Annotated in this window: 14 protein-coding genes; 4 read left to right on the top strand and 10 right to left on the bottom strand. The window is 54.5% G+C overall.

Annotation, left to right across the window (positions count from 1 at the left end; all coding sequences use genetic code 11):
- Positions 1-149: 149 nt before the first annotated feature.
- Positions 150-1,283, top strand: coding sequence for a LacI family DNA-binding transcriptional regulator (locus RBB80_RS18860; protein ID WP_433964002.1), 1,134 nt, complete (start codon positions 150-152; stop codon positions 1,281-1,283).
- Positions 1,284-1,320: 37 nt separating this feature from the next.
- Here the strand turns inward: RBB80_RS18860 and RBB80_RS18855 are convergent, their stop codons facing one another.
- The 6 genes from RBB80_RS18855 to RBB80_RS18830 form a co-directional block, all read right to left on the bottom strand.
- Entirely contained in the window at positions 1,321-3,285 is a 1,965-nt protein-coding gene (locus RBB80_RS18855; protein WP_433969751.1) for a glycoside hydrolase family 97 protein, read from the bottom strand.
- A gap of 199 nt (positions 3,286-3,484) precedes the next feature.
- A complete protein-coding gene (locus RBB80_RS18850) occupies positions 3,485-7,015 on the bottom strand; it encodes a TonB-dependent receptor domain-containing protein (RefSeq protein ID WP_433964001.1) in 3,531 nt (1,176 codons plus the stop codon).
- 385 nt (positions 7,016-7,400) lie between these two features.
- A complete protein-coding gene (locus tag RBB80_RS18845) occupies positions 7,401-8,867 on the bottom strand; it encodes a sugar porter family MFS transporter (RefSeq protein WP_433964000.1) in 1,467 nt (488 codons plus the stop codon).
- Positions 8,868-8,870: 3 nt separating this feature from the next.
- The gene (locus RBB80_RS18840) at positions 8,871-12,302 is read right to left on the bottom strand and encodes a DUF5107 domain-containing protein (RefSeq protein WP_433963999.1); all 3,432 of its coding nucleotides are present in this window, start codon (positions 12,300-12,302) and stop codon (positions 8,871-8,873) included.
- A gap of 335 nt (positions 12,303-12,637) precedes the next feature.
- Entirely contained in the window at positions 12,638-12,748 is a 111-nt protein-coding gene (locus RBB80_RS18835) for a hypothetical protein (RefSeq protein ID WP_433969749.1), read from the bottom strand.
- A gap of 344 nt (positions 12,749-13,092) precedes the next feature.
- Positions 13,093-15,639 carry an alpha-galactosidase D gene (locus tag RBB80_RS18830; protein ID WP_433963998.1) on the bottom strand — a complete coding sequence of 849 codons (2,547 nt, stop codon included), beginning with the start codon at positions 15,637-15,639 and terminating at the stop codon, positions 13,093-13,095.
- An 822-nt stretch (positions 15,640-16,461) separates the two neighbouring features.
- Here RBB80_RS18830 and RBB80_RS18825 point away from each other — a divergent pair.
- Entirely contained in the window at positions 16,462-16,884 is a 423-nt protein-coding gene (locus RBB80_RS18825; protein ID WP_433963997.1) for a hypothetical protein, read from the top strand.
- Here the strand turns inward: RBB80_RS18825 and RBB80_RS18820 are convergent.
- The 4 genes from RBB80_RS18820 to RBB80_RS18805 form a co-directional block, all read right to left on the bottom strand.
- On the bottom strand, positions 16,850-17,053 hold the full coding sequence (locus RBB80_RS18820; RefSeq protein ID WP_433963996.1) for a hypothetical protein: 204 nt from the start codon (positions 17,051-17,053) through the stop codon (positions 16,850-16,852). The genes RBB80_RS18825 and RBB80_RS18820 overlap by 35 nt on opposite strands.
- A 180-nt stretch (positions 17,054-17,233) precedes the next feature.
- Entirely contained in the window at positions 17,234-19,264 is a 2,031-nt protein-coding gene (locus RBB80_RS18815; RefSeq protein WP_433963995.1) for a beta-N-acetylhexosaminidase, read from the bottom strand.
- A gap of 122 nt (positions 19,265-19,386) precedes the next feature.
- Positions 19,387-20,241 (bottom strand): hypothetical protein, encoded by an 855-nt coding sequence (locus tag RBB80_RS18810; protein ID WP_433963994.1) that lies wholly within the window; start codon positions 20,239-20,241, stop codon positions 19,387-19,389.
- 265 nt (positions 20,242-20,506) lie between these two features.
- Complete coding sequence (locus tag RBB80_RS18805; protein ID WP_433963993.1) at positions 20,507-22,783, bottom strand: carboxypeptidase regulatory-like domain-containing protein; 2,277 nt, start codon at positions 22,781-22,783, stop codon at positions 20,507-20,509.
- A gap of 547 nt (positions 22,784-23,330) precedes the next feature.
- On the opposite strand from RBB80_RS18805, the gene RBB80_RS18800 reads away from it, so the two are divergent.
- Both RBB80_RS18800 and RBB80_RS18795 read left to right on the top strand, forming a co-directional pair.
- Entirely contained in the window at positions 23,331-24,395 is a 1,065-nt protein-coding gene (locus RBB80_RS18800) for a tetratricopeptide repeat protein (RefSeq protein WP_433963992.1), read from the top strand.
- A gap of 95 nt (positions 24,396-24,490) precedes the next feature.
- On the top strand, positions 24,491-25,804 hold the full coding sequence (locus tag RBB80_RS18795) for a LacI family DNA-binding transcriptional regulator (protein WP_433963991.1): 1,314 nt from the start codon (positions 24,491-24,493) through the stop codon (positions 25,802-25,804).
- Positions 25,805-25,839 lie beyond the last annotated feature (35 nt).

Raw genomic sequence — 25,839 nt, 5'->3', positions numbered from 1 at the left:
TCCGCAGAGCTACTAAAGCCTCTGCCCGCTCGGGTACCTGCTCGATCAGAATCGGCAAATCCGATGCCTCTCATCAATTGTGGGATTGACTGACCACGTGAGTCTCGGTAGCCTCGGCATGAGCGCAAGACAAAAGGCCTGTGCGGCGAATGCGAAACCACCGTAAGATGAGCCTTGTGGTTTGTGGCACAACTTCTGACCCGATGAATAGCGCACCCAGATCTGCCGGAATCAAAGACATAGCTCGAGCACTCGGGATCTCGATTGGCACGGTCGATCGAGTCCTGCATAACCGAACTGGCGTCAGTTTGAAGACCAAAGCCCGTGTGCTTGAGACGGCCGAGAAATTGGGCTACAAACCCAATCTTGCCGCGCAGGCGCTGAAGCTCAACCGTACGATCGAAATTGCAGTCGTTCTTCCCAAGCAGATCTCTCATTTTTTTGATCCTTTGCGCGCAGGGATACGCTCCGCTGCCGAAGCCACCGTCGGCATGCGCGTCAAGGTCACCTTCCATGAGTATCCGCGTTTGGGACAGGGGGATCGTGAGTTGCTCGAGAGCAGGCTCAAGGAAAAATGCGACGGCATCATCTTTACCCCAGGAAATCCGAGGAAGCTTGATCCGATCATCAATCGCTTGACCGCGCATGGCACCGCGATGCTCTGTGTTGCCAGCGATGCTCCCTCCAGCGAGCGTATCGGTCTCGTTTCTGCGCACGCCTATACCAGCGGTGCGTTGGCGGCGGAACTCCTGGCTCACAAGCTCGCGCGGAAAGCGCATGTAGCGACCATCACTGGCGAACTTACGACTCTCGACCACGCTGACAAACTTCGCGGCTTCGCAGCTACCCTTGCCATGCTTGCTCCTCATCTCAGCTTGCTTCCGGCGATCGAGTCGCATGAACGTCCCAGGGAAGCGTATCGCCAAACAATTGCGCTGCTCCGCGGTGAAACGAAGCCGCAAGGCCTGTACATCAGCACGGCGAACAGCCTTCCGGTTCTCCAGGCGCTGGAAGAGGAAGGCCTGCTTGGGAAGATTCAGGTCGTCACAACCGATCTGTTCCAGGAGTTGGTCCCTCTGATCGAGACGGGCAAAATTCTCGCAACGCTCTATCAGCGCCCTTTCACTCAAGGAAAGGTCGCATTTGAAAGCCTCGTCGCCTATCTTCTCGAAGAGAAAAAGGCCTCTCCTATGATCCGTCTCGCACCGCATATTATCTTTCGCAGCAACCTTCCTCTCTTCACCGACCGTTTGGACGACCTGACAGACACGTCGCAGTCTTAGGCCCGGTAACTGTTGTTTCCCGCTGTCCAGGCCTATTCTATTTCCCGCTCTCGGGAATGAAACGAATCGCGCATCCTCCACCCGCGGCCAAATGCAAGATCAGCTGATCCGCTCTGTGCACAATCTGTTTTTTGATCGTGACATGCTCGGGATGATCCCCTGCATCAGCCCCGTCCTGATAAATCTCGGCGATATATCGTCCGCTACCGAGAAAGTTTAGGGGCACATGGAGGTCGCGTGATGTCCAGTTGGTAATGCTGCCGAGATACCATTCGTTGCCGTGACTCCGCGCGATCGTCACGAACTCTCCTGGCTCGCCATTGAGAACATGCATCGAGTCCCATTGCGTCGGAACTTCACGAATAAATTGAAAAGCAGGCTGATCAGCGTAAGCCTGAGGGCTGTCCGACACCATTTGAAATGGAGTCTGGAAGACGACATAGAGCGCGAGTTGCTGCGCTCGAGTGCCCATCACCATAGGGCTCTCATCGCGGGCAAGAAAATCGTCTTCTGTGGCATTAGTGAAACCGCCAGGTGTGTAATCTAAGGGACCGGCAATCAAGCGGGTAAATGGAAAGACGGTTCGATCCACAGGACTATCGCGTCTGCCGACTTTGTTGTTCTCGGCTCCCAGGACGGCTTCGTAGCTAAGCACATTCGGATAAGTTCTTTCGATACCCCAGGGTTTGCTGGCTCCATGGAAGTCCACCATCAGGTGATGTTCCGCGGCTTCGCGAGCAACGTCATAGTAGAACTTTATTCCTTCCTGATCGTCTCGATTGATGAAATCGATCTTCACGCCGGCGACTCCCCAGCTCTCAAAAAGCGGGAACGCTTCCTTCATCTGATCCATCACCGAGGTGGAGTAGAGCCAGATCCAAACCCTGACGTGCTTTGCGGCGGCGTAGCGCACCAATTCGGGCACATCGACGTTACCGCGCAGCTTGGTGATGTCGCGTCCGTCGGCCCAACCTGCGTCAAGCAGCATGTAAGGAAAGCCCGACTGTGCAGCAAAATCTACGTAGTACTCCATATTCTTCGTGCTATATGCCGACTTTCCATCCGGTCCGATGTCCCCTGCCCACCAATTCCAGGACGCTTTTCCAGGGTGAATCCAGCTTGTATCCTCTACCCGATTCTGTGGGTTTAGGTCTGAAATGACATTAGATTCCATGAGCTTGCCAGGTTTGTCCGCCACTAGCAGGACGCGCCACGCAGAGTGATGTGGCAAGCTCGCTATCAGCGCTAGGCTCGGATCATCAAATCGCGGTGAGAGTTTCGAGACAAACCAATGGCCTGCCCAATTTCCAGAAGGATTCGTCACGTACATCCCGGGATTGCCTTCAAGATCTGCCTCAGTTAACGTTACCCATGCCACACCAGGCAGGTGCATGAGCAACGGCATACCGATCAGAAAGCTACTTGATACCCCTCCCTGGTTACTAAAGGCTGTAGTGGGCAACTTCACGTATTCGCTCTCATAACTACTGCGATAGTTTGGAAGCGCAAGCGCCCAGGTAGTGGCATCAGTACTAACGCGAAACTCTGTGTCCTCCTGTTTCACACGCAGGTCTTTGATCGTGTCTTGCGCAGGTAGAACATACCGAAAAGCAATTCCATCGTTATAGGCTCGCGCTTCAATCACGAGGGACCTCTTCGGTTCGCTCCCTTCGACCGCGCGCAACTGCACACTGTTATATAAGTCGTGAACGTGGCTGACCTTGCCTCCGATCAGGCTATAGTCATCACTTCCCTTTGAGGGAGTGCTTTCGGCGATCTCTACCTCGCTTCCCAGAGCAGGCTGCCCGGCCAGTTCCAGCGCAAGTGAGGATGCATCAATTACATGTTTTCCTCGAAAGTCGACAGAGTAAACCAGCTTGCCACTCGATCCCTTGGATTCCTTTCCGGCAACTGTCGCGAACCGAATAGCGAGCTGCTGATCGGGAGAAGAAAGAATAACCGGGTCCGAGTCCGCAAATCCTTCAAGATTGCAAATCAACATGAGGGTTGACAAAACGAGAGACCCGCTTTTCAAACACCGACGCATAAGGAATAGCCTTTCCAGAAGAAGACGAGATCGCGTCAGTATCGAACTCGATCGCATTACAGAGGGTTGAGGTAAATCAAGGTGAAGGAAGCTACGAGTTGTAGCTCCCTTCACCCTTTGGAAAACAGGATTTACGTGCGCTGTCGCGATGAGCCTAGAAGGCGTATTTCAATGACAACTGGAAGAAACGGGCGTCCGGTGTATTGTTTTGGAACGTCTTCTGGCCAGTGATCTGCCCACCACTCGGATTGTTGCTGGTTGTCGCTGGATTGGCGAACGTCGGATGGTTTAGGACATTGAACCCGTCAGCGCGAAACTGGAGGTACTGCTCGCGCCAGATCGCAAAATTCTTGAAGATAGACATATTTACACCGTAGTATCCAGGCCCGTAGATCTGGTTGGACTTGCCGCCCAGATACTGAATTGCGGTCGCAGTATCTGTAACCGGCGCAGTGATATGGCTCCCGGACAACGGGTTCGCAAATGCGCAAGGGTTGTACCAGTTTGTGCGATTCTTTACCGATTTCGGACATGGAATAGGAAGCCCATTGGCGTCCGTAAATGCAGCAATATTTGAAGCATCTGGAGACCCTCCGGACGAGAAGGCATCACGCACTACGTTTGCCCGCCTACCATCCGTCGCGCCGGCCGGTCCAGTGTTGTTCGCATAGACAGTGAAAGGCGTTCCGCTCTGAGCGACCCAGGTCAAGCTTGACGACCAGCCACCGACTATCTCATCGGCCCATAGGGAATGGTTCAAATAGGCGCGTCCTCTACCGAATGGGAGAGCATAGTTGCCGTTCAGAGTGAAGCGATTGCGGACGTCATAGACCGAGTTCGTGAGCTCATCGATGATCGGGATGAGAGCTCGTTGCCGATCGCCGATGCCACTTGAGAGACCACCGGCAGACCCAGTGTCATCCATCGTGTGCGCCCAGGTGTATGTGGTGAGAAAGCTCAGGCCGTGTGAAACGCGCTTTTCTGCTTTCGCCTGCAGCGAGTTGTATGTGCTTACGCCACCGTAATGGATTGTCCCTATCCCACCTAGATCGGGGAAAGGCTGGAACTGCTGCGTGCTAATACCTGCCGGATAGAGCGCACGAACCGCATTTGGGTCGACGTACGTACCCAGATGCCGCGAGGAGTTTCCGACGTAACTGATGGTCGCTGCCAGATTCGGAGTCATCTGACGTTGAAACGACAGGTTGTAGTTCATCGTGTACGGCGTCTTGATCTTGCTATCCACAGCGTGGAAGCCGGGCGAACTGACAGCGTTCAGAATGCCGTTCCCAAGATAGGCTGACATGCCGCTTTCCAAAGTGATTCCGTTCGAAGGGCAATTCCCCAAAGAGCATGATTTGGGGTTGATATTGATCTGGCCTCGGAAGGGAAAGTTATCGCCTATGTTAGTACCGCCATTGCTCTCCAACCCTCCATAGAAGATACCGTAGCCCGCACGGACCACCGTCAGTGGATCCAGTTGGAACGCAACACCTACTCGCGGCGCGAAGTTGGTCAACTGAGCGCTCGTCAGCCGCGGATTATCTACATACTGAATTCCTATACCGTCTTTCGCCAAAATACCTGGGTATGCGTTACCGAGTGCGACCGTATTTTGGATCTTTTTGGGTAAGATCACCGTACCGGACCCGGTCCCGATTCCGAGCGAACCAGGAATGAAGTTCTCCTGACTTCCGGAGTTCTCCTTTAGCGGTTCGTAGTAGTCGTACCTTACGCCCAGATTAAGCGTCAACCTTGGATTAAGTTTCCAGTCATCCTGAAAATATACGGAGTCGTACCACTGCGCGTCATTCACATTGGGCGCGCTCGAGATCGCCCCGGTGTTCATCTGGTCGGCGAGAAAATCTGCGATACCAGAACCGGTTGGATTGCTCACCGTAGGATCACTGGTGTACAGCCCGGTAAAGTAGTAGTTTCCAAGATTGGATGGTGCGTATCTGTAGAAAAACCGGATAGCCTGAAACGAAACTCCTACCTTCAGGGAATGATTTCCTAGCGTCTTTGAGACGTTATCGAGTATCTGGTAGACATTCTGAGACTCGTTCGACGTGCCCTGAGATCCCCAATTGGCAATGCCGTAGACTATCCCCAATGGCAGCCCGCCTTCATTCGGCGTGAAGGGGATGCCCCCAAGACCGAGAGTGGGCGACAGGTCAACATTCGCATTAGGCTGCAGGAAAGAGAATCTGCCTGCATTGAAACTGAACCGGAACTCGTTGGTAAGAGTCGGACTGAAGATATGAGTCTCGCTCCCTACAAAGTTCTGGGCCAGGTTCACATCGTATTCGCCGCCGTATCCGCTTCCGTCCAATGGATTGCCAAGCGGAAGACCGTTCTGAGCAATCTGGTGCACATAGCTGTATCGAACGTACGCCTGGTCTTTTGCACTGATGTTCCAATCAAGGCGCTGGTCCCACTGAAACGTGTCGTTGTGGGTGGGCACATTGACAACGTAATTGTTGAACGTCTTCCCGCCGTTAGCATTTGGCGATGGATAGAGCTTAAGAATATTTTGCGCGACTGGATTGATCTGGTTGGCACAAAACACATTGTTCTGGCCGTTGCACGACAACTTGTTGGCTGCTCCTCCTCCTGAGTTCGGCTGATAAAGCTGAACGCTTTGTCCGTTAAGATTTGCGTTGAGTAATTCGGAGAAATTACCTTGCCGCATCAGCGCAGTGGGCACGCTAGATGTGCCAGGATTGCTCTTGGCGATGCGGTTCGCCTCGAGATCACCGAAGTAAAAGAGTTTATTCTTCCAGATTGGAAACCCGAGCGTCGCTCCGAATTGGTTTTCGTGGTAGACCGGAATCGTCAACGCATTCCAATCTTTGGCATCGAAGATCGTGTTGCGGACGTACTCCCAAACGCTTCCATGAATCTGATTCGTCCCGGACTTAATGCTCGCACTTAGGACCGCGCCGGCCGAATGTCCAAATTCAGCGCTGAAATTACTCGTCTGAAGGCTGAATTCCGACAAAGCATCCGGCGGAGGTCGAATGATGTAGCTCGATCCGTTCAGAAAGTCGACAAGATTAGTGTTGTTATCGACTCCATCCAGGATGAAGTTATTCTGTTCCGCGCGCTGTCCGTTCGCCACAAAGTCGCCCGTGCCTGAACCCCTGGTATTCCCAAGTGGTGGGGCGACGCCGGCAGTCAATTGAGCGATGTATACAAAGTTGCGACCGTTCAGAGGGGTATTGTTGATGGTCTCGCTGCTGATGACCTGAGCGACTCCGCTTGTCTGCGTCTCAAGGAGAGGCGGGGCCTCCGTTACCGTCACAACCTCGGATACTGAACCAAGCTTGAGAGATATGGCCACGTTCAACCGCTGCTGCGCGTCAAGGTGGAGATTCTCCTGTTTGGTCGTCTGAAATCCCTTCGCAGTCGCGCTAACGATGTAATTGCCAATCTTCAGAGGAGAGAACACATAAACACCGCTGCCATTCGCTGCTCCTTGCAGCACCAGCCCTGTGTCGATGTTCGTCACGGTAACCCGTGCACCCGGAACGGCCGCTCCTGAACTATCTTGTACGACTCCGGTAATCGCCCCCTGATCGACCTGGCCTATTGCGCTTCGTGCGCAGCATACGAGCGCACAAAAACTTAGGAGCAGAATCAAATAATGTGCACCCCGTTCAAGAATCTTATGGAATCCGGTCATCGTTTTAGTGTCCTTTCTAGCTATAAATCTCTCTGTTCCTGCTTCCATTGGCCCCTCAAAAGCGGAACGCGTCACAGATACATTTGCATTCATAAGTTCGAAGCAAAACTCTATTGTGTACGTTACCGGAAAACACACTATTCCTCATTTCTAAACGCTGTCAAGAACTATTTTCACATCTATGCTTCGGTCGCTGTTTGTCGGACGTTATCGCATATTTTGGATTTCATTGCTGTCACTGCGTGTACGTTAGCCTCAATGCACCATCACTTCAGTTAAGGCTAATCGCTGCGCGGGTCAGAATCCAGCGTCCAAACGCTGGTACCCCGCAGGTTTCGATTCGGGATTGATTCAGATTGAATACAGGGTCCATCGCGAGGCGGGATCATTTAAGCCCGCTTGAATCAAGTGCCGTCTTACTCCCTGGGGACAGTAAACTCGCTTCAATCTTTTCGAGCGTCCGCCCCTTTGTCTCAGGCACGAATGCTAAAACAAAGATCGCCCCCAACATGCAGATTCCCCCATAGCCCAAGAAGGTACCAGAGCTCCCAAGTTTTCGATTGATCAAAGGGAACGTATAGGTCAGCGCAAATGACGCGATCCACAGTGCGCACACAGCGACAGACACCGCTTGTGAGCGTATCCGGTTCGGAAAAATCTCGGAGATCAAAACCCAGGTGACGGGAGCCAGTGTCAACGCATAACACGCAATCGCACTGAGAGTGAGAACAAGAATAGCGCTACTGTGCCATCTTGCGTGGTACGCCATTGCGGAGAGCAAATGTGAAAGACCGATGCCGATACACCCGAATAACATCATAGGTCGGCGCCCAACGCGATCGACAATCAGCATTGCCAAAACCGTGAAGACCAGGTTTATGGCTCCTGTGATCACGATGTTCAGAAGGATGTCGTTGTCACCGTAACCTGCACTCCGATACACCTCGGCAGCGTAGTTGAATAGGATGTTGATGCCTGTCCACTGCTGGAGTACGGCAAGAGCTACGCCGATTAAGACAATCCTGCGCATTCCTGCCAGATAGAGTTCCTTCCAGGAGGTTTGCATGCCTGCTTCCAACTGCAGGTTCTTCTTGATGGCAGGAACTTCACTCAACGCATAGGGTAACCCTCCAACACGTTTCAAAACCTCATATGCTTCGTCGTCGCGCCCCCTCGCCAGCAACCAGCGAGGGCTCTCAGGAATAAAGAGCGACATGACTGTAAACACAACTGCGGGCACTACGACGGCACAGAACATCCAGCGCCAACCATACTGCACATTCCAGGTTTGCAGAAAGGCAGTGCGGCTTATGTGGTCAGGAATCGGTCTCGAAATCTGCCAGTTCGCAACTTGTGCTAGCAAAATGCCTACAACGATCGCGAATTGATTCAGACTGACGAGTCGGCCTCGTACGGAGGCCGGGCTGATCTCAGCAATATATAGAGGTGAAATATTGGAACTGAGCCCGATTGCAATACCGCCAACGATTCGCCAAAAAATAAACGTCGAAAAAGAGTACGACCAACCAGTCAGCCCTGAAGAGATGGAAAATAGGATCGCGGAGACCAAAAGCAAACGCCTACGGCCAAAGGGGTTTCCCAGATACCCGGCAGCCAATGACCCCAGAAAGCAGCCGACAAGCGCGCTGCTGTTAGCCCACCCAACAAGTTGTTCCGAGTTAAGGTGAAAATACGCTTCGTAGAACTGACGCGCCCCACCGATCACGACCCAGTCATATCCGAACAGTAACCCGCCCATCGCGGCGACAAGTGTGATGGTCCACAGATATGGAGTTTGTTCCGCCGGCGATATCGGAGCGGCTGCATCGAGAGGGACATGGGCGGTCTGCATGGCTTAATTCACTGCCGCTTCCAGAGCTGCCAACAGATCTGCAGCCCCGGCGTGATTTTCATCGAGGCGGCGCACTTCGGTCAATAACCTGAATCCCTGCTCTGTCTGTTCGAGTCCGAGTAACGCCTGGGCGCGAAGAAACTTCGCTGAAATCTCCTGCCGTCTTAACAAGTCTTCTTCAAAAAGCAGCATAGTAGGCAATGAGGTAGCGAAGTAGTCGATCTTAGGAACTTGATGTTCCAGGTCCACTGAGTAGTCGTAAATGCTCTTTAATATCTTCCGCGCCTCTTCGTGTCGCCCGAGACTGACAAGAGCCTGCGCGCTCCAATAGGTTATATCCGAGATCGAGTGGACCTGCATCTGTTGAAAGTCCCCGCGGTGCCTCGCAGCGCGCTCCCAGTGCAATTTCGCTTTGGTTTCGTCGAGATTTGACGCATGCGCTACACCGAGCCAATAGTCAATCATGCTCAGATTCATCAACAGATGCTTGGCCTCACTGAGGCTATGTGGGATGTTCCACGCTGCCTCAAATCTCCGAATCGCCGTGGATGTCTCTCTCTCCGCCAAGGCCTTCTGGCCAAGCAGTACATTTGCGCGCACATACTGCGTCAGCACTGATCCTTCTCCGCCCTCCCAAGGCTGAAATCTACGCGATAGCAGAACCTTCAAGGCGTCTTCAGGGCGACCAACCTGGTTATAGAGAGAGGCTAGTTCGACGGATAGATCATCTCGCCACGCCACTAGCTCCGGCACTTCTTCGAGAGCAGCGAGCCGATGCTCAGGACTTTCACCCGTTCGTTTCAGCAACTGATCTTGTTCATAGACGATACGGGCGTCTGTAGGAGCAAATCGTCGTGCTTGAGAGAAGGCAGCACGCGACTTCTTCTCATCTTTGCAAACGTTGTAATATGCGAATCCAAGGTTGCGCCAGACAGTAGGGAAGGTAGGATCAAGCTCCGACGCCCGCTCCCAATGGGATTTGGCGTCTTCATGACGTTTCTTGTCGTACAGCAAATTCCCCAAATAGTACGGCGCTCTCGCGTCGTTCGAATTCTGCACAACTGCGGCTTCAAGGAGCGCGATCTCCTCCAGGCGGCTGGGAAACACATATGCTGCATCCGCGGTGGAGGCTAACTGATATGTCTCGGCACTATCTTCGTTGCGGCCAAGAAGAGCAAAGGTGTGGGCGAGCGCATAAAGCAGGATAGCGAATGATCCGTCCTTCGCTTTTGTAGAACAGGCGGAAAAGGCAACTACCGCATCCTCCAGCAGACCGCTGCGCAGCATGTCGAAGCCCAGGTCCAATCGTTGATGACCATCTGACGGGACAATGCCCGTTGCAAGATACCGACTCCAGTTATCGAGGGGATCGAGTTCACAAGTTAGTTTGAGGAATGCTTCAGCTTCCGCCTTCCTACCCAATCGCCGCAGTACGACAACTTTAAGATTACGCGCGTTCAGGTTGTCCACGTCTGCTTGGAGTGAGCGCTCAATATGATCCAACGCCTGCGTCCACACCCGACGACTACTATCGATCTCGGCCAGCCTGTGGTAGCCCGGCCCTCGCCAGGCAACATTCCACGTCGACTTGTAGAAAGCCTCGTATGCTTCAGAAATCCTTCCTTGATAGCTAAGCGCCAGTCCAAGGTTGTAGTGCGGCTCGCCATCATAGGGGTTCGGGTTGCGAGCAGTCAGACGGGTAATCGCAGTGCGGAAGCAGTGCTCTGCCGTCTTAAACTCACCACGCCTCAGGTGCCAACGCCCCAACGCAAGGTTCGACCGGCTATCCCCGGAGTCTCGCCGGATTGCCTCACGCCAATATCCTTCAGGGCTTCTTGTAGCGTGACGATACTGCTCTAGATGCAGCCCTGTCAGGTAAAGTTCATCGCTTGATTGAATCTCTTCTGGCAGAGGAGGCTCCTCGGCAACAGTGGGCGAAGGAGCCGCAACAATCTCTGAGGGAGCATATCGCAGGACTACATTCTCGCCAGTTTCGTCGTTGACAATAAGCAAAAGCTCCAAGTCTTGTTGATCATCGGCAACAGAGAAACCCGTGTGCAGCGCAGACACAGGGTTCAATGCGCCTGACCAGGATGAAATCTCCTTCCCATCAATTCTTAGAGAGACTATCGCCTTGGGCAACTCGCGAGTGACGAGGAGATGGACCAGCACCTTGCCACACTCTCTCTCCACGCGAACCGCTGCATCGAGATTCGCCAGATCAGGCACTCCGATTTCGCGAAGAGGATACCAATACTGACTGAAGACCTTCGTCTCCCCCGGGGCCAGGAAAGAGAAGTCAGGCTGGTTATCGGTATAGACTCCGGCCATCAACTCAATGTAAGGTCCATCGGAATCAGTAAGGCTGCGATCCCATGCGTAGCCAAACTCATGATTCCCCCATGTCCACTGCTTCTTTCCAGGAGCGATGTGGTGATTGGCCACATGAACCATTCCGGCTTTGGCAGCGTGGTCATATCCGCCAGCAAAGTCCCCTTTCGAGCTTGCGACCATATAACTCGTCGGAACAGGGATGTTCGAATACCAGCTCAAATCGTTTGGCGGATATGACCCATCCGGCACAAAATTCGTGGGCTTCTCGTCTTCGGGAACTCCATGGGCAGCGCGCAGCTCATAGTCAATTCCGTAGTAACAACCCTCGCTGAGCGGAAACTCGGTGACTGCCCGCTTGGCATGGTCGGCTACAAATCGCACATCTTTTGGGAAAAAGGATTGATACTTCTCGTGCACTCGTGTCGCAACGTTGGCCCACCATAGAAAGGTCTGAGTATCTTGCGTCCGATTGTAGAGACGGACGCGGAGCTCGAGGTAGGCTTTGCCTGGTCTCAGGCATACTCCGTGCATCCCCTTCATTCGCGCCATGGGATCATGGTCGCTACACCAGATCGTTACAGATCCATCCGGATCACGCTCAATTGTTACTTCAACCGGCATGAACGTCGCGGGCCGATGGTGCTGAGGCCAGTTGAACTCTACGCCTCCCGAGATCCAGGGGCCTGCGAGACCAACCAAAGCTGGCTTAATCACATTCTGACGATAGAAGAAATCGTAGCCAGTGAGTTTGTCCAAGCCGACATGAATGCGACCGCCAATCTCGGGCATAATCATGAGCCGTATAAACTCATTCTCGATGTGAACTGCCTTCCACTCGCGGAGTTGTGGCTCTGTGTCAACGCGATCAATGACAGGCAAAGGATACACACGCCCGCTGCTGCCCTGATACACACGCTTTTCGAGGAACAGAGGATTGAGGTCCGGTGCGGCTGGCATGTAAGACTGGATCATCACTGGCTCTTCCCATGCCTTTACAGCATCTTTTTCCGTCAGCGGCGCGTCTGGTAACTGCAACCGCACAGAACCCTGCCCTTCGCCAGTGATGTCTCCGTCCACAGTAGAAGCTTTCTGTTCTGCCATATCCTATTCCCCGATAACGTGCCGACTGCGTAACCGGAGTGCGGATCAAAATCCGGCTAGCGCGTTATGAATCTTACTTTATAAAATACGTTTACGTTACCGCAACTCAAACTCTAGGCAGCTAATTCTGCATTGTCAAGAAGAGATGTCGCCATCCGGCGTGTCTGAACATTATTCGATTGAACTCTGAGCAACATAGGAATTTGGCGTAGTCGGATCTACGAATCAAAGTCGACCTGTAAATGAGGTCACTGGACCTGTGGCTTTCGTGCTCGTACACGCTATTTAGCATCTTTATTCGTGACACAGACCGTTGAGGACGTACTTCTGACTCGTTACCTGGGAACCCGCGCCCCCGGTTTGCCCCAACACCTCCGCGGCCGCTCCGGCGAAATGTCCCGCTGCGGACTGCCCAGCAGCTCAAACCCGACCATTAACTTCCGGATTGTCGCCGGTCTCAGCAGCGGAGGACAGAAGTGCGCGTGGAACTGCTATTCACGGTGCTCCTTCCCATCGCATGGCGATGGATGTAGTCCCATCGAATATGGAAACGGGAATCGAACACTTGGTCATAAGTTGCGGTCACCATCTGCAAAATAGACGCGAACTCTGACCGCTCCCCATCAGTCAAATCCTGCACTCGAGCCACATGCCTGCGGGCAGAACCATCACTTCAGATCGCTTCCCTCTCGCCCGAAGCGCTGCAGATGACTCTGCAGCGCTTCCTTGGCATTTTGCAGCATGCAGCCCACTTCTGTTGATCGACTCGAAAACGAAATGCTTTCGGTCGCTATCGCGGCTCCGCTATTCCCACTAAATCTCCGACATCAGCGCCATTGTTGGCGGAGAAGACTAGGTTCACGTTGAACGTTGCAGATTTGGCGCATTTGGAGAAATCAATCGGAACATCAACAACAGCATGACCACCGGGTGCGATTCCGTTCAGTTCAATCGGCAGCTGGCCATTCACCTTTGGATGACAAGTACCGTCTCCACTCGCTTGTGTCACCGAGAAGGCATTGATCCGGCTGTCTGCAGCGCGGCCAGTGCCCGAATTGGTGAATGCAATCTTCCAGACGCGCAGATTCTCTCCACCTGTTTTGCTTGCAATCACTCCCGTCAGCGTTGGGGATTCTACGGTTGGCGCAATAGCAATGCGATCCAGAGCCGGCGCATAACCAGAATCGTTGCCGAATTGGATCGTATTGGATCCAGCCTGCAACTGGACAGGAATCACCGTGCTGGCTGGCAGACTCCAGCTACTTCCATTCAAATCCAACTCCGTGTTGGCACCACCGTTGACCGAGATGAAGAACGAGCGCGGCGCGGCTGTGAGATAGTCAACTTCCATCAGATAGGTACCAGTCTTGGAGACGTTGACTTGAGTAAAGGTCACAGTGTTCCCGGTGCCGCCACCGATGTTTCCCGCCTCGCCCGCGCCGGAACAGTACTCGCAATAGGGCGGAGTGACAGTGCCTGCCAGCGTGGCGTTTTCCGCCTCAAAAGTCGTCGAGTTCGGAAGCGGAGGAGCTCCAGAACCATCTCCACTAATGACGATGCGGTCCATGTCCGGCGGATAGCTAGCCGGACTTCCGAATCTAATACTGTTCATCCCTTGATTCAGAGCAACTGAGACTGTCGTGCTGGACGGGAGAAAAAAGCTGCCACCGCCCGCATTAAGAGTTTGAAGAGGTCCTCCGTTCACTTGGTAGATCAGCGACCGTGGACCCTGGGTCAACGAGTCGATCTGCATCTGATAGACGCCCGTTTTGTTCACTGCGACGTTATTGAAAGTCACCGCATTATTCCAACCCAGCGCAAGACCACCCACCTTTTCTCCGCCGGAGCAGGCTGAACAAGCCGCAATAACAGCAGTGCCACTCAATGTCGCTGCCTCGGCCTCATAGCTTTGCGATGCAGTTGGTCTGGCGTGTCCTTCACCTGTAACCTTCAGAAGTCGCACACCGTGACCCAGGATCGTCGTATCGAAGCCGCGATCTGGGCTTCCCAGTTCGATGTGGTTCCACAAGTCGCGAACCCGGCTCGCGTGAGCGAAGCCGATACTGTTCCACGGGACGGCAACTCGGGATGGGAACGCGTTCAAGTTGAACACGGCCACGTAGTAGCTCCCATCCCCCATGTCCGACACCCACACTGGTGTATCACCACCCAAAACCTGCTTGGCTGGGTGCGCAGATTGATCGATAGCAATTACCTCGTCATTTGTCAGAAGCTGCTTCCCAAAAGCATCCAGAGTCGTCAGGTCGCCACCCAGATACATTGGCGCATTCGCCATCGCCCACAGGGTGGTTATCGATCGACGCTCCTCATAGCTCAAGCCTGAAGTCGTGTTGTTCATGACCTCCAGCGAATCAAGGTCATTCCACCCTACCAAGGGGCCAGCAGCATTCTGCCAACCCACAAGATCGTAAAAACGCCAGGAGGCCATGGCCCAGTTCGTAATTGTGGAGCAGTTTCCTTCGCAGTCGATATCGCCTTCAATTCTGCGTGCATTCGCGAACTGTTGCCAGATACTCAGGTAATCCTGGTCAAGTGCCCACGAGATAGTGAACCAGATTCGCCGACCGCTCTGTGCAATTGCCTTTGCCCAGGCCGCCACATCCGCCCGGTTGTCGATTGAAAGGTCATAGCTATACGAGCCCGGCGTCACGGCATCCAGTTTGATCGCGTCTATACCCCACGAAGCGAAGAGATCTACGACGGAATTGATATATTCCTGCGCTCCCGGCTTCGTGAAGTCGATCTTGTAGTGGTACGGCGAGGTTCCAGGAGCACCGAAGGCATTCCCGGCGGTGTAAGGGACGGCCAGAATGTCCTGAATATGGTAAGGCGTACCAAGAATTGGCGAGTTCGCAACCACCGCTGGATATTCCACCCCGGGAATCCAATAGATGCCGGCCTTCTGCCCGTTGGCATGGATGTGCGCGACGAGCGCAGTGATATCGGGGAAGATCGTGGAATTCGGAATCGGGCGCCCGTTTGCATCGAAGCTCCCCTGCCAGCCCGAATCCATGTTGATGTAGTTGAAGCCATGAGCCTGAAGCCCGGAAGCGAATAGTGCATCCGATTGAGCAGCCATATTTGCCTGAGTCAGAAAGTTGCTCGCGATCGTCTGCTGACTAAAGCTGCTCCAACCTTGGTAAGGCTTTTCGGCAATTCCAGGCGTCTGAGCGCGCCCATGTAAAGCACATCCGAAAAAGACTCCCACACAAATTGCAGCGCGGACAATCCGCGAGTATTTACTTCGTGCCACGCCGTACCGGCATTGCGGGTTCGATATCTTTGATTCAATCAACCGTGTCACTCTCGCCGTCATAACGTCTCTCCTTATTGCTCGATTGAAGCGCGAAGCTTCACGAGGGTGATCGCATCTCAGATGCGTATTCTCTGCAAAAGCGTTAAGCGCAATACAATGTGTAGGTACACGATGTAACGTTCACAATTACGTATTTACGTCGTAGTGTAAATAACGTGAACGTTACCGCTAAACAAAGTGTCACAGACGGTTCCTTTCTGTCAAGATATTTTTGAGTACGAGCTACGATGAAAGCTGAATGACTATACAGACGAACGCCGAACAAACACTTTCGCTTCAAAACGACGTCCTGCAGGTACGAATTCTTCCAGCCTTTGGCGGTAAGATCACGTCTCTGCGCAGTACGCTCACGGGAGAGGAGTTTTTATTACCACCGTTGAAGAGCTACCATCAAGTCAGGTCGGCAGCAAACTTCGACGAGAGTGACGGCGGTGGCTTTGACGAGTGCCTTCCGAGCGTTGCAAGTTGCGGGAGCATTGCGGACGAAGCCCCAGTACCCGACCACGGCGATCTATGGCGGATCAACTGGAATGTCGACTCTCACGACGAGAGCATTGTCCTTCGCGCCGGTGCGACGTCGAGGCCGTTAAGCCTAACCCGACGCGCCACCTTGCAGGACTCTTGTCTCGTTCTCGAGTACGACCTTTTAATTCGTCTGACTCCCCTACGACGTGGCTCTGGTCCGCCCATCCGCTATTCCGAGTCGACGCGGGAGACCGTATCGTCCTACCGAGCGAGATCGAAGAGGTCGCGGTTGAGTATTCAGCTGTCGATCTGGTCATGCGAAATAGTTCCGCCCCGTGGCCTCGAGCGCAGTCGTCCTTGGGAACTGTAGTGGACCTCAGCAGAGTTGGAGAGAAGGATGGAAGAACGGCACACAAACTCTTTGCCCGCATGGGAAAGTTTGGCTGGGGCGCACTCTACCGGGAAAAGGTCGGCCAAGGGCTCGTCGTTCGGTTCGATCCAAACACCCTCCCCTTCTTAGGCATGTGGATCTGTGCAGGAGCATGGCCCGCAACCGGAGTCGAGAAGCAATACACCGTGGCGCTCGAACCTACTACGTCAAACGTCGACTCCCTCGCGTCCGCTGTGCATAACGGCACCGCACGCAGCCTTGGACCTCGAGAGCGATGTAGCTGGAAACTCGAGATTCAGCTTATCGGAGCGTCTTTGTGTCTTAGTTTCGATGACTTCTGTGCAACCGTAAGCTCTATCTCATCCACTCCAGCACCTGCCACAAATTAGCCGAAGCCGTCGAGGTCGTTCCTCCAGCAAGCGTGGGTGAAATCGCACACGCATGCTGTTGCCCTTCGAGCCAGACCAGAAAACGTGACTGACTGGCACCTGCGAGCCGCGATTGATTGATCCACATGTAGTAGGCCCCCATGTTCGCGTCGATAAGTGAACCTTCCATCTCCCGTAGTAGTCAATGCCTGACCTGAAACTCGTAGACCTCGACCCCGGGAACTTCATTCACCTGTACGCTCGACCGCACGTCGTGGGTACAGGAGCATCATGATCGAAGACTTCGATGGTGAGATTGGAAACCTCTTGCTTACCGATAGTGTAGCGATCAGCGAATTTAAGTCTTAGCTTAGCGAGTTGCTGTCACTAAGACTTCCACTCCAGGAACGACCATATCAAGGAGGACAGCATGTGGCGCTTCCAGCAATTTTAGTGAGGAGAGCTGCTCTTGCCGAGCAGATGGGCTGACCGTCTCGTGGCTCTCAAGAGAACCTAGAGCCGACAAGCCAATAGTCGCAGCCATACTTAGATTGCGCGAAACCGACACAAGTTCCGCGGTCAATGCAGACTGCGGCAAGTATCGCTGCAGCACGGCATCGTTGTCACGCCAGAGAGTGAGCCACTGCTTCGCCTGTTGCCAGTCCGATGACGCGGCCTTTCCAATCGCGATGCGATTAGCCACGTCACGGAATTCGCGAGCGCAATCGCTCTCTGGGGGCACAGCGTCAACCATTCGATTCAACGGAGTAAAACTATCGTAGGTCCCCAACTCCTCGCGAGCGTATTCTTTTGGCGGTTCGACCGCACTAGCCAGCACCTTTAGCGAGGACAGATCCCCATCGCCTATCATGCGCTGTAGCATTCGCTCGCTGATGGAGCGGTAAGTTTGGCCATAATATTCGAGATCTCTTGAGACAATCGCAAGCCGTCGATACATCGAGTCGATGTCATTCGTTTCCTTCGGCGACCACAACCGCTCGGCGATGGCTGCGGTGCGGGGCCAGATGCGACTGCCTATCGTTTCCGGAGTCACGTACTCTGTCCACATAGCCGCCTCACCGCCCATGATGTTGCTTTGCTGCTCTGGAGTCAGTTTGACGGCCCCGCTCTCGAGTGGATCAACCGCATAGTGCTGAGATGCCGGCTCGTTGAGGTCGAGGTAATAACCCGCGGAAAGAATGCCACGATTGCCACGCAGCGCGGCCTGCGCAAGGGAATCCTGTCCGCGCCATGACTGGATCACGACGTCCTTGGGCGTATCCGGCTGCAGCACTTCATCCCAGCCGACTGCAATCTTCCCGCGCTTCGTGACCAACCTTTGAACACGACCAGTGAAGTAGGCCTGTAAGGCAGCAGTATCCTTGATTCCATGCGCGCGCATGTATTGCGTAATGCGTGAGTTTGCTTGCCATTCCTTGCCATTGCACTCATCGCCGCCTATATGGAAGTAGGCGTCCGGAAACAGCGCTGTCATCTCCGCGATGAAGCGGTCAAGAAACTCGTAGGTGGCTTCGCGAGTCGGGTCCATCGCCGGATCGAAGATGCCCCACTTACGCTCGATCCGATATGGGCCTTTGCCGCTCGCCAGATCCGGGTATCCGACGAACCACGAAGTGGCGTGGCCCGGCATATCGAACTCTGGGATGACGCGTATAGCACGGTCGCGCGCGTACTCGATGATGTCGCGGATCTGGGCCTGTGTGTAATAGAGGCCATCGGATCCCTTTTGTTGTAACAGTGGGAAGACTTTGCTCTCTACGCGAAAGCCCTGGTCTTCGGATAGATGCCAGTGAAAGACATTCAGCTTCACAGCCTCCATTCCATCCAGCGTCTGGCGGATTACATCGAGCGGCATGAAGTGCCGTCCTGCATCAATCATCAAACCGCGCCAAGCAAAACGCGGCCTGTCCTCGATCGTCATCGAGGCGACGACGAAACTCTGCGGCGACGTCTGCACCAGCTGAAGAAATGTTTGTAGCCCATGCAGAACGCCGAGCGGGGTCGGAGCGCTTAACAGCACTCTGGCTGGCGCGATCTCGAGGCGGTAGGACTCGTCCTCTCCGAGCTGTTCAACCTCTGCACTCGGTTCTGCTGTCCTTATGACGAACTGAGGCTGATTCACAGAGGAAGCGGGCCAATGAAGGATTCCGGTCTCGCGTGTGAGATTGATCAGGAAGCGGTCGCGCGCCCGCTCCAGTCGCGGTTCGGTGTGGCCCTGGAAGACAATCTGAAATCCGCCATCGATCGGAAAGCTGCCCGTACCCTCGACCACATGGGCTGGCAGCGGCATGATGGACAGTGGTGTGTCTGCTTGCAACGGTGAACCGCCAGCTAAAAATGCACAAGCAAGCACTACTAAGGACATCCGTGCTGACGGCATTCGTATCGCCTCCGGGTTTTTGTGATGCGGAGCTTGCGCCGGTCTGAGTCAAGCAGCCGGAGAAATACTGGCTGAACCGCACTGAGGGATTCCAACCAGCCTGTTTCCTTCTCTCATCTTGTTTAGAAGACAAATTTTCCGGCGAGTTGAAGGATGCGCGCGTTGTGCGCTGCCGTCGCGGTCAGGAAGGGGTCGGTCGAACAGCTCGATGGAGCGGTGTAGCAACTTGTGGACGAATTGATCGTACTCCACTGAGTATGGTTGAAGACGTTGAATGCCTCCGTACGAAACTCGAAGTGCATGGACTCTCGAATAGCAAAGTTCTTGAATAGCCCCATATCGAAGTTCGTGCGAGACGGGAGGTTGAGAACGTTGCGGCCGGCGTTGCCATAGGTGAGCCCTTGAGGAGCGGCAAAGGCTTCGCTGTTATAAAGCCGTGGCCCCTGCCCAGCGGGATACTTGACCGCGACTTTGCCGTGTATATTCCCAATGATATCCGGATAGGTTCCGGCATTATCCGTGTAGGCCTGATTGGTCAGGCTAAAGGGCGTGCCGGTTTGAAAGATGGTGAGGTCGGAGACCTGCCATCCTCCGAGAACCGAGTGCAGAAGTCCGGGTTGGGTGAAGAGGGGAATGTCATAGACCAGACTGACTGCAAGGCTGTGGCGTTCGTCGAAGTTTGAACTCGCCCTGCTCTGGCTAAGGTTGTAGCTGTTGATTACTTCAGTCCCTCCATACGCGCCGTTCGAACCTTCGTCGATGGAGTGACCGTAGGTATATGCCAGGCTGCCGTTCAGCCCACCAAAGTACCGGCTGACACCGATCTGGAGAGCGTTGTAGCTCGAACTGACGGAATTGGTCGAGTTATTGATTCCACTCAGGCCACCATAGGGCCGATAGGGAGCAGCGCCATCGAAGAGACCGCATGCGACGATCAGATGGTTCAGGACATTTCCGGTGACCGGCTGACCGTTCACTGTGCCGCTATAGGGGTGGGACCGGAGAAGCTACCCGTGATACTTCCACAATCTGCAGCAGAGATCGACTGGCCTGGGCCGTACGGGTTCTCAGCCGCTGACAGGGGCCTTAGCTGATTCAAGTCAGACCAGGTGGGCAGATGCCTGGCAACACTGCCGACATAGGCTACCTGCAATACCGTATGGCTTGGCAACTCACCCTGGACCGCCAGATTATATTGCTCGACGTACGGCCACACAGCGTGGGTTGGGATTGCGAACACGCTTAGCGGGAACTGTACTCCCCTCCGCCCGCGTTGGTGTAACCGGTGAAGTTGTACTTGTTCGGAGTTTGTACCACTGGGGCGGAACCCTCCAGAGACTCGGAGTTGCTCTCGTTGCCATTGGTGTGTTCGAAGAAGATGCCATAGCCGCCCCGGACTGACAGCTTTCCGTTGCCGAAGACGTCGTAAGCAAATCCAAGGCGCGGTGCAGGATTCAAGAGGTGCCCGCTCATACAGCCCGAATAGACCCCATTTTTGCCACAGGAGACCACGCCGTTGAAGATGTTTCCGGTGCCCGGCACAATCGCTCCCACCTGCTGTTGCGTGGATGTGAGTACCCCATCGACATCGATCGTTGGTGCGTTCGAAGGGCTCCATATCGAAGGCTCGAAGTTGCCGGACTGGTTACTGATGTCGTGATAAGTGCCGAAGAGACTCAACCGAAGACCAAGATTGAGGGTCAACTTCGGAGTCAGGCGCCAGTTGTCCTGGATGTAAGGCTCAACGATCTTGTACCGGTTGTAGTATTTCGGCTGAGCCGAGGTCTGGGAGAACTGGGCGATCTGGCCCGTCAGCAGGTCGGCGAAGGCATTCCCGGTGGTCACGGCCGTTGCAGAGGTGTTGAAGGTAAAGGTCCCCTGATTATTTCCTGTAGAGGGCTCGTTCTTTTGCGCAGCAATCGTGCTGACGCCGAAGATGAGGGTATGGCGGTTGAGAGTTTTGGTGAGGTCGTCGCGGTAGCTATAGGTGGGATTCGAGTTCTGCCACGGGAAGTAACCGGTATTGACTGTAAAGCCCCCGCCATAGGCGTTCCCAATGAGGATGATCGAAGGAAGCACTCCGCCGTAGCCATTGTTGAAGAAGCCATTGCCGGTGAAGCCGCTACGATCGATACCTTTGCTGACATTGGTGAGAGTGATGTGATCGGTGGTGTAGTCGGCCACAAACTCGTTGACCAGCGACGGCGTGGCAGCATAGGTAAGGCTGGCCACCATATCGATGCCGGGGCCGGCGAAGCTGTTTTGAACGGTGGGAAATGCGTTCGTCTGAAAGGTTGGAGAGGAACTCACCGTAGACCAGGAGTCGTAGATGAAGCGATAAAAGCCGCGCAATTTTTCGCTGAAGACCTGGTCGATGCGGAAAAGCTCTTCTCGGTTGGTGGTCAACTGAGCGGGAGATGCAACGTAGTACGGAGATCCGTTGACCGACGTGTTTGCCGCGGGGATGAGTGCCAGCAAGGCGTTCCCGTTGGGATCGACGGGCACCTGATTGTTCGGGTAGGGGTTGCCGGTTGCCGGATCGATCGGACAATCAGCGGATGGACAAAGGTCGGAAAAGTTTCCGGTACGCTCAGCATCGGAGGGGACGGCCTGATTAAAGTCAGTACCCGGCACATTCTCGTGGCGAAACTCCTGAGAGAAGAAGAAGAAGGTCTTCCTCACCGCGGGAGTGTAGAAGTGCGGTATGTAAACCGGCCCGCCGATGGTGTAGCCGTAGTCATGTTTTTTATAAGTTGGGACCGACGTTTGGAAGTAGTTGCGCGCATTGAAGGCATCGTTGCGGAGAAACTCGAATGCCTCGCCGTGAAGACGGTCTGTACCCGACTTTGTCTGGGCCTGCACAGTACCCGATGCGTTACGGCCATACTGAGCGCCGTAGTTCGAGGTCAACACCTGGGTCTCCGCAATGGCGTCGACGTTGGGGTAGACGTTCAGAGTAGCGTTGCTGCCGTTGTCCATGATGCTCGCGCCGTCGAGCTCCCAGTTGTTGTACTGAGGGCGGCCGCCATTCATGCTGTATTCGACGCTGCCGGCAACTCCGGTCTCACCTTCGTCCTGGTTGGTCTGGTTGACAACACCGGGGGACAGGGTGACGAGCTGGCTGAAGTTACGGCCGTTCAACACGAGCTGCGTAATCTGCTTGCCCGTGATCGTGAAGGAAATCTCAGGCGACTCCGTCTGCACGACGCCCAAGTCGCTGCCGCTTACCTGGATCTCGGCAGTTACGGCTCCAACCGTGAGTTGCGCGTCCACCCGCTCCTTACGCGCGACGCGGACGATGATCCCGTTGGCAGAATATTTCTCGAACCCCGGGGAGGTGACCTGCAGATTGTAGGTGCCGGCCTCAAGACCGGGCAGAGAGTACTCGCCAGCCGCGTTGGTGGCGGCCTCGACGCTGGTATTTTGGGCCACATTGGTGAGTGTCACCTTGGCATTCTGGATAGCCGCACCGCTCTTGTCCTTTAACCGAACCGTCGATGGAACTTGATTGCTGCGCAACCAGTAACGCTGGGAAGAGAAGGCACAGCGCAAAGAGCACATAGCGAGAGACATTCGACGGAGACGTCTTCCCTGACTTCCGGGCGGTGTCGAATGGCGAGTGAGAAAGAGCGAATAGCACGGTTTGATCACAGGAATGAGAACGTTGGGACCACATGACTAAATGCCTCCGTGAGCACTCAGGAAACGAAAAGAAGTGGCAGTTCTAGAAAAAGATTCCCTTTGCGATGCGTTGGCAGAACTGAATGTGCTTATATTAGAACGATTGAATACCTTGTCAAGAAAAAGTTTTTCATTTATTCATTTCCACCTGGATTGGCATGTGTCATAGGCAGGTCTTCAGTACACTGCCGCAGAAGGCAGAAACCCATTGAATCGCTGCAAAGGATTTCGATCTCTGTTGTTACTCTGCTTCCTGTATGCAGCACAGGCCCGCGCTCGCGGCACAGAGCAAGCTTCAATCGCGGCGACGCCAGAAGCTGTGCCCGCCTCCGTAGAAAACTCCGCCAGCACCACTGCAGATCCTGCATTGCTCTTCCGTCAAGGCATGCAGGCCATGCAAAGCGGCCAACTTGGTACCGCTGAACAGGACTTTCGACGAGTGATTGCTCTCGACCCTAAGTCGAGTGCGGCCCACGTCAATCTAGGCGTCGCCTATATGCGGGAGCGGCGATGGGATGATGCTCTGGTCGAACTGCATCAAGCGGAATTGCTCTCTCCTCACGTGCCCGGTATTCCACTGAACATCGGTCTTGCCCACTATCGCAAGAACGACTTCGACGCGGCCATCAAACCCTTCTCCGAAGCCCTACAGCGTGCGCCCGATTCGCTTCAGGCACGGTATTTGCTGGGGCTCTGTTATTTTTTTACGAACAAGTACAAGGAAGCCAGCAATACCCTCACGCCGCTGTGGGAGCAAGAATTCACGAATCTGAACTATCTCTATGTTCTGAGCATAGCGGCCAGTAAATCGTCCAACCCGCCCCTGCAAAAGAAGGCCTTCGATCAGATGTTGGCGATCGGCCAGAACACGCCAGAGTTCCATCTCTATGTCGGGAAGGCTTGGTTGGCCGAAAACAATACCGAAAAAGCGCTAGAGGAATTCCGCGCCGCCGTAGCCGCTCGCCCCGACCTTCCCCTGGTCCATTACTTTTTGGGGCGCACCTACCTCGAGCAGCATGCTTATCCTCAAGCCGAGACTGAATTACAAAAGGACGCAGCCCTCGAACCCGACTTTGCCTACAACTACGAAGATCTTGGTATTTTGTACACCCAACTCCATCAACCGGCCAAAGCCGAACGCAGTTTCCGACAAGCTATCGAACGTAACAGCGCGCTCGTAAACTCTTACTTCGGTCTCGCCAAGTTATATCGGGATGCCGCCCGCTACCAGGAAGCATTGGAGATGTTGGACCATGCCGAAGCGCTGGCGCCGCAAAGCGCCAGCGTGCATTACGCCAGGGGCAAGGTTCTGGCACGCCTGGGCCAGTCCGCGAACGCTCATCAAGAATTCGATACGGCTGCGCAGTTGCTGAAGTCGTTCAACGATCGCCTGCAACAAGACCCTTCGGGTGACCGGTCCGCCGACGCGCAGGATGCCGCGCAGCAATAATTTCTCCAGATTATGAGTCACGACAGGATTTCATTCCTGAGGAACGGTGCTGTAGTGTCAAGAAAATCGATTCGCCAATCACAAGGAGCGAAAGGATGCCATCCGCGGCTTCTACAGAGCGCGCTCGAACAACTTCCGTTACACTCGGCAACAGCTACCGCAGATTTTATAATCGTATGGGGTCGCGCCGTTTGCCAACTCAAAATCACTACACGAAGCGCATCACTCTCGCCGACGTTGCGCGCGTCAGCGGCTTCTCTATCTCCACCGTTTCCCTCGTGCTCAACGAAGCGCCACTCTCACGTTATGTTGCTGCTAGCACCAAAGAGCATATCCGCGCCGTCGCCAGCAAACTTGGCTACCGTCCAGACGCGGCGGCCCGCTCACTGCGCAGCCGCCGAAGCCACACTATCGGCATCCTGGTTTCCGACATCTCCGATCCGTTCTGCACGCTCATCCTGCAAGGCATCGAGAAGGCACTCCATCCGACGACCTACCTTCCAATCATTATGATCGCGCACAACCAGCGCAAGCAGTTTGGACGCCATCTTGAGATGATGATTGAGCACCGGGTCGAGGGGCTGATCCTTGTCGCCAACTGGCTTTTCGGTGAATTCGACCAGCTCGCCGACTTTCGGAAGAGCCAGATTCCCATGGTAGGTGTGGGCCGCGACCTCACTGCAAGCCGCGTTCGCTCTTTACAGGTAGACAACGAGGCTGGTGGATACGCCGCTGCGCAGCATCTTTATGATCTTGGCCATCGTAAGATCGCCGTTCTCCGTGGTCCTTCCGAACTGGCCGACAGTGATCGTCGCTGGAACGGAATCCAGCGCTTCGCGGCTGAAGTCGGACTACCGCTCGCTCGTGAACGCGTCGGACAACTTCCGGCAGCCGACGACCCCACATCCGGCTTCGAGGGAGGCTATCGGCTCATCTCAGCGATGATTGAACAGGGAGCCGAGTTCACTGCCGTCATCGCCTTCGACGATCTGACTGGACTGGGCGCAATTCGGGCGCTGCGCCAGACGGGACGGCACGTACCCGAGGACTGTTCCGTCATCGGCTTCGACGACATTCCCCACGCCGCCGTGAATACACCCGGCCTCACCACTATCCGCCAACCAATGGAGCAAATGGGAAGCCTGGCAGCCAGGTGGGTGCTCGACTCGCTCGCTGACACAAAGCCGTCCCATGCCGCAGTGGGGACCACTTCCCTCTCCGGCACTCTGCACTTGTTGCCTCCAGAGTTGGTCATCCGCCAATCGACGGCGAAACGGCTTGTGCGGTCGGTGCCTGGAAGGCGGGTCGCTGTTGCGGCTCAAGGGCGGACGCGAAGAAAAAAGAATAGCGCGGCTTTCTGTTTGATCCGATATCTTTATCTGATTGCAATTATTATTCAAACGTTCTAATATTCGTTCGTCGTCCGCATCGATGTCAGAGAGCG

Origin of the sequence: Tunturiibacter gelidiferens (assembly GCF_051013345.1) — a bacterium.
Classification (GTDB): Bacteria; Acidobacteriota; Terriglobia; order Terriglobales; family Acidobacteriaceae; genus Edaphobacter; species Edaphobacter gelidiferens_A.
This window is presented reverse-complemented; position numbering and strand designations above follow the sequence as displayed.

Excerpts from the sequence above, each read along its gene's own strand:
- RBB80_RS18860 (WP_433964002.1), top strand. The coding sequence starts at position 150 with ATGCGAAACCACCGTAAGATGAGCCTTGTGGTTTGTGGCACAACTTCT.
- RBB80_RS18855 (WP_433969751.1), bottom strand. The coding sequence starts at position 3,285 with ATGTTGATTTGCAATCTTGAAGGATTTGCGGACTCGGACCCGGTTATT.
- RBB80_RS18850 (WP_433964001.1), bottom strand. The coding sequence starts at position 7,015 with ATGACCGGATTCCATAAGATTCTTGAACGGGGTGCACATTATTTGATT.
- RBB80_RS18845 (WP_433964000.1), bottom strand. The coding sequence starts at position 8,867 with ATGCAGACCGCCCATGTCCCTCTCGATGCAGCCGCTCCGATATCGCCG.
- RBB80_RS18840 (WP_433963999.1), bottom strand. The coding sequence starts at position 12,302 with ATGGCAGAACAGAAAGCTTCTACTGTGGACGGAGACATCACTGGCGAA.
- RBB80_RS18830 (WP_433963998.1), bottom strand. The coding sequence starts at position 15,639 with ATGACGGCGAGAGTGACACGGTTGATTGAATCAAAGATATCGAACCCG.
- RBB80_RS18820 (WP_433963996.1), bottom strand. The coding sequence starts at position 17,053 with ATGGAAGGTTCACTTATCGACGCGAACATGGGGGCCTACTACATGTGG.
- RBB80_RS18815 (WP_433963995.1), bottom strand. The coding sequence starts at position 19,264 with ATGCCGTCAGCACGGATGTCCTTAGTAGTGCTTGCTTGTGCATTTTTA.
- RBB80_RS18800 (WP_433963992.1), top strand. The coding sequence starts at position 23,331 with ATGCAGGCCATGCAAAGCGGCCAACTTGGTACCGCTGAACAGGACTTT.
- RBB80_RS18795 (WP_433963991.1), top strand. The coding sequence starts at position 24,491 with ATGCCATCCGCGGCTTCTACAGAGCGCGCTCGAACAACTTCCGTTACA.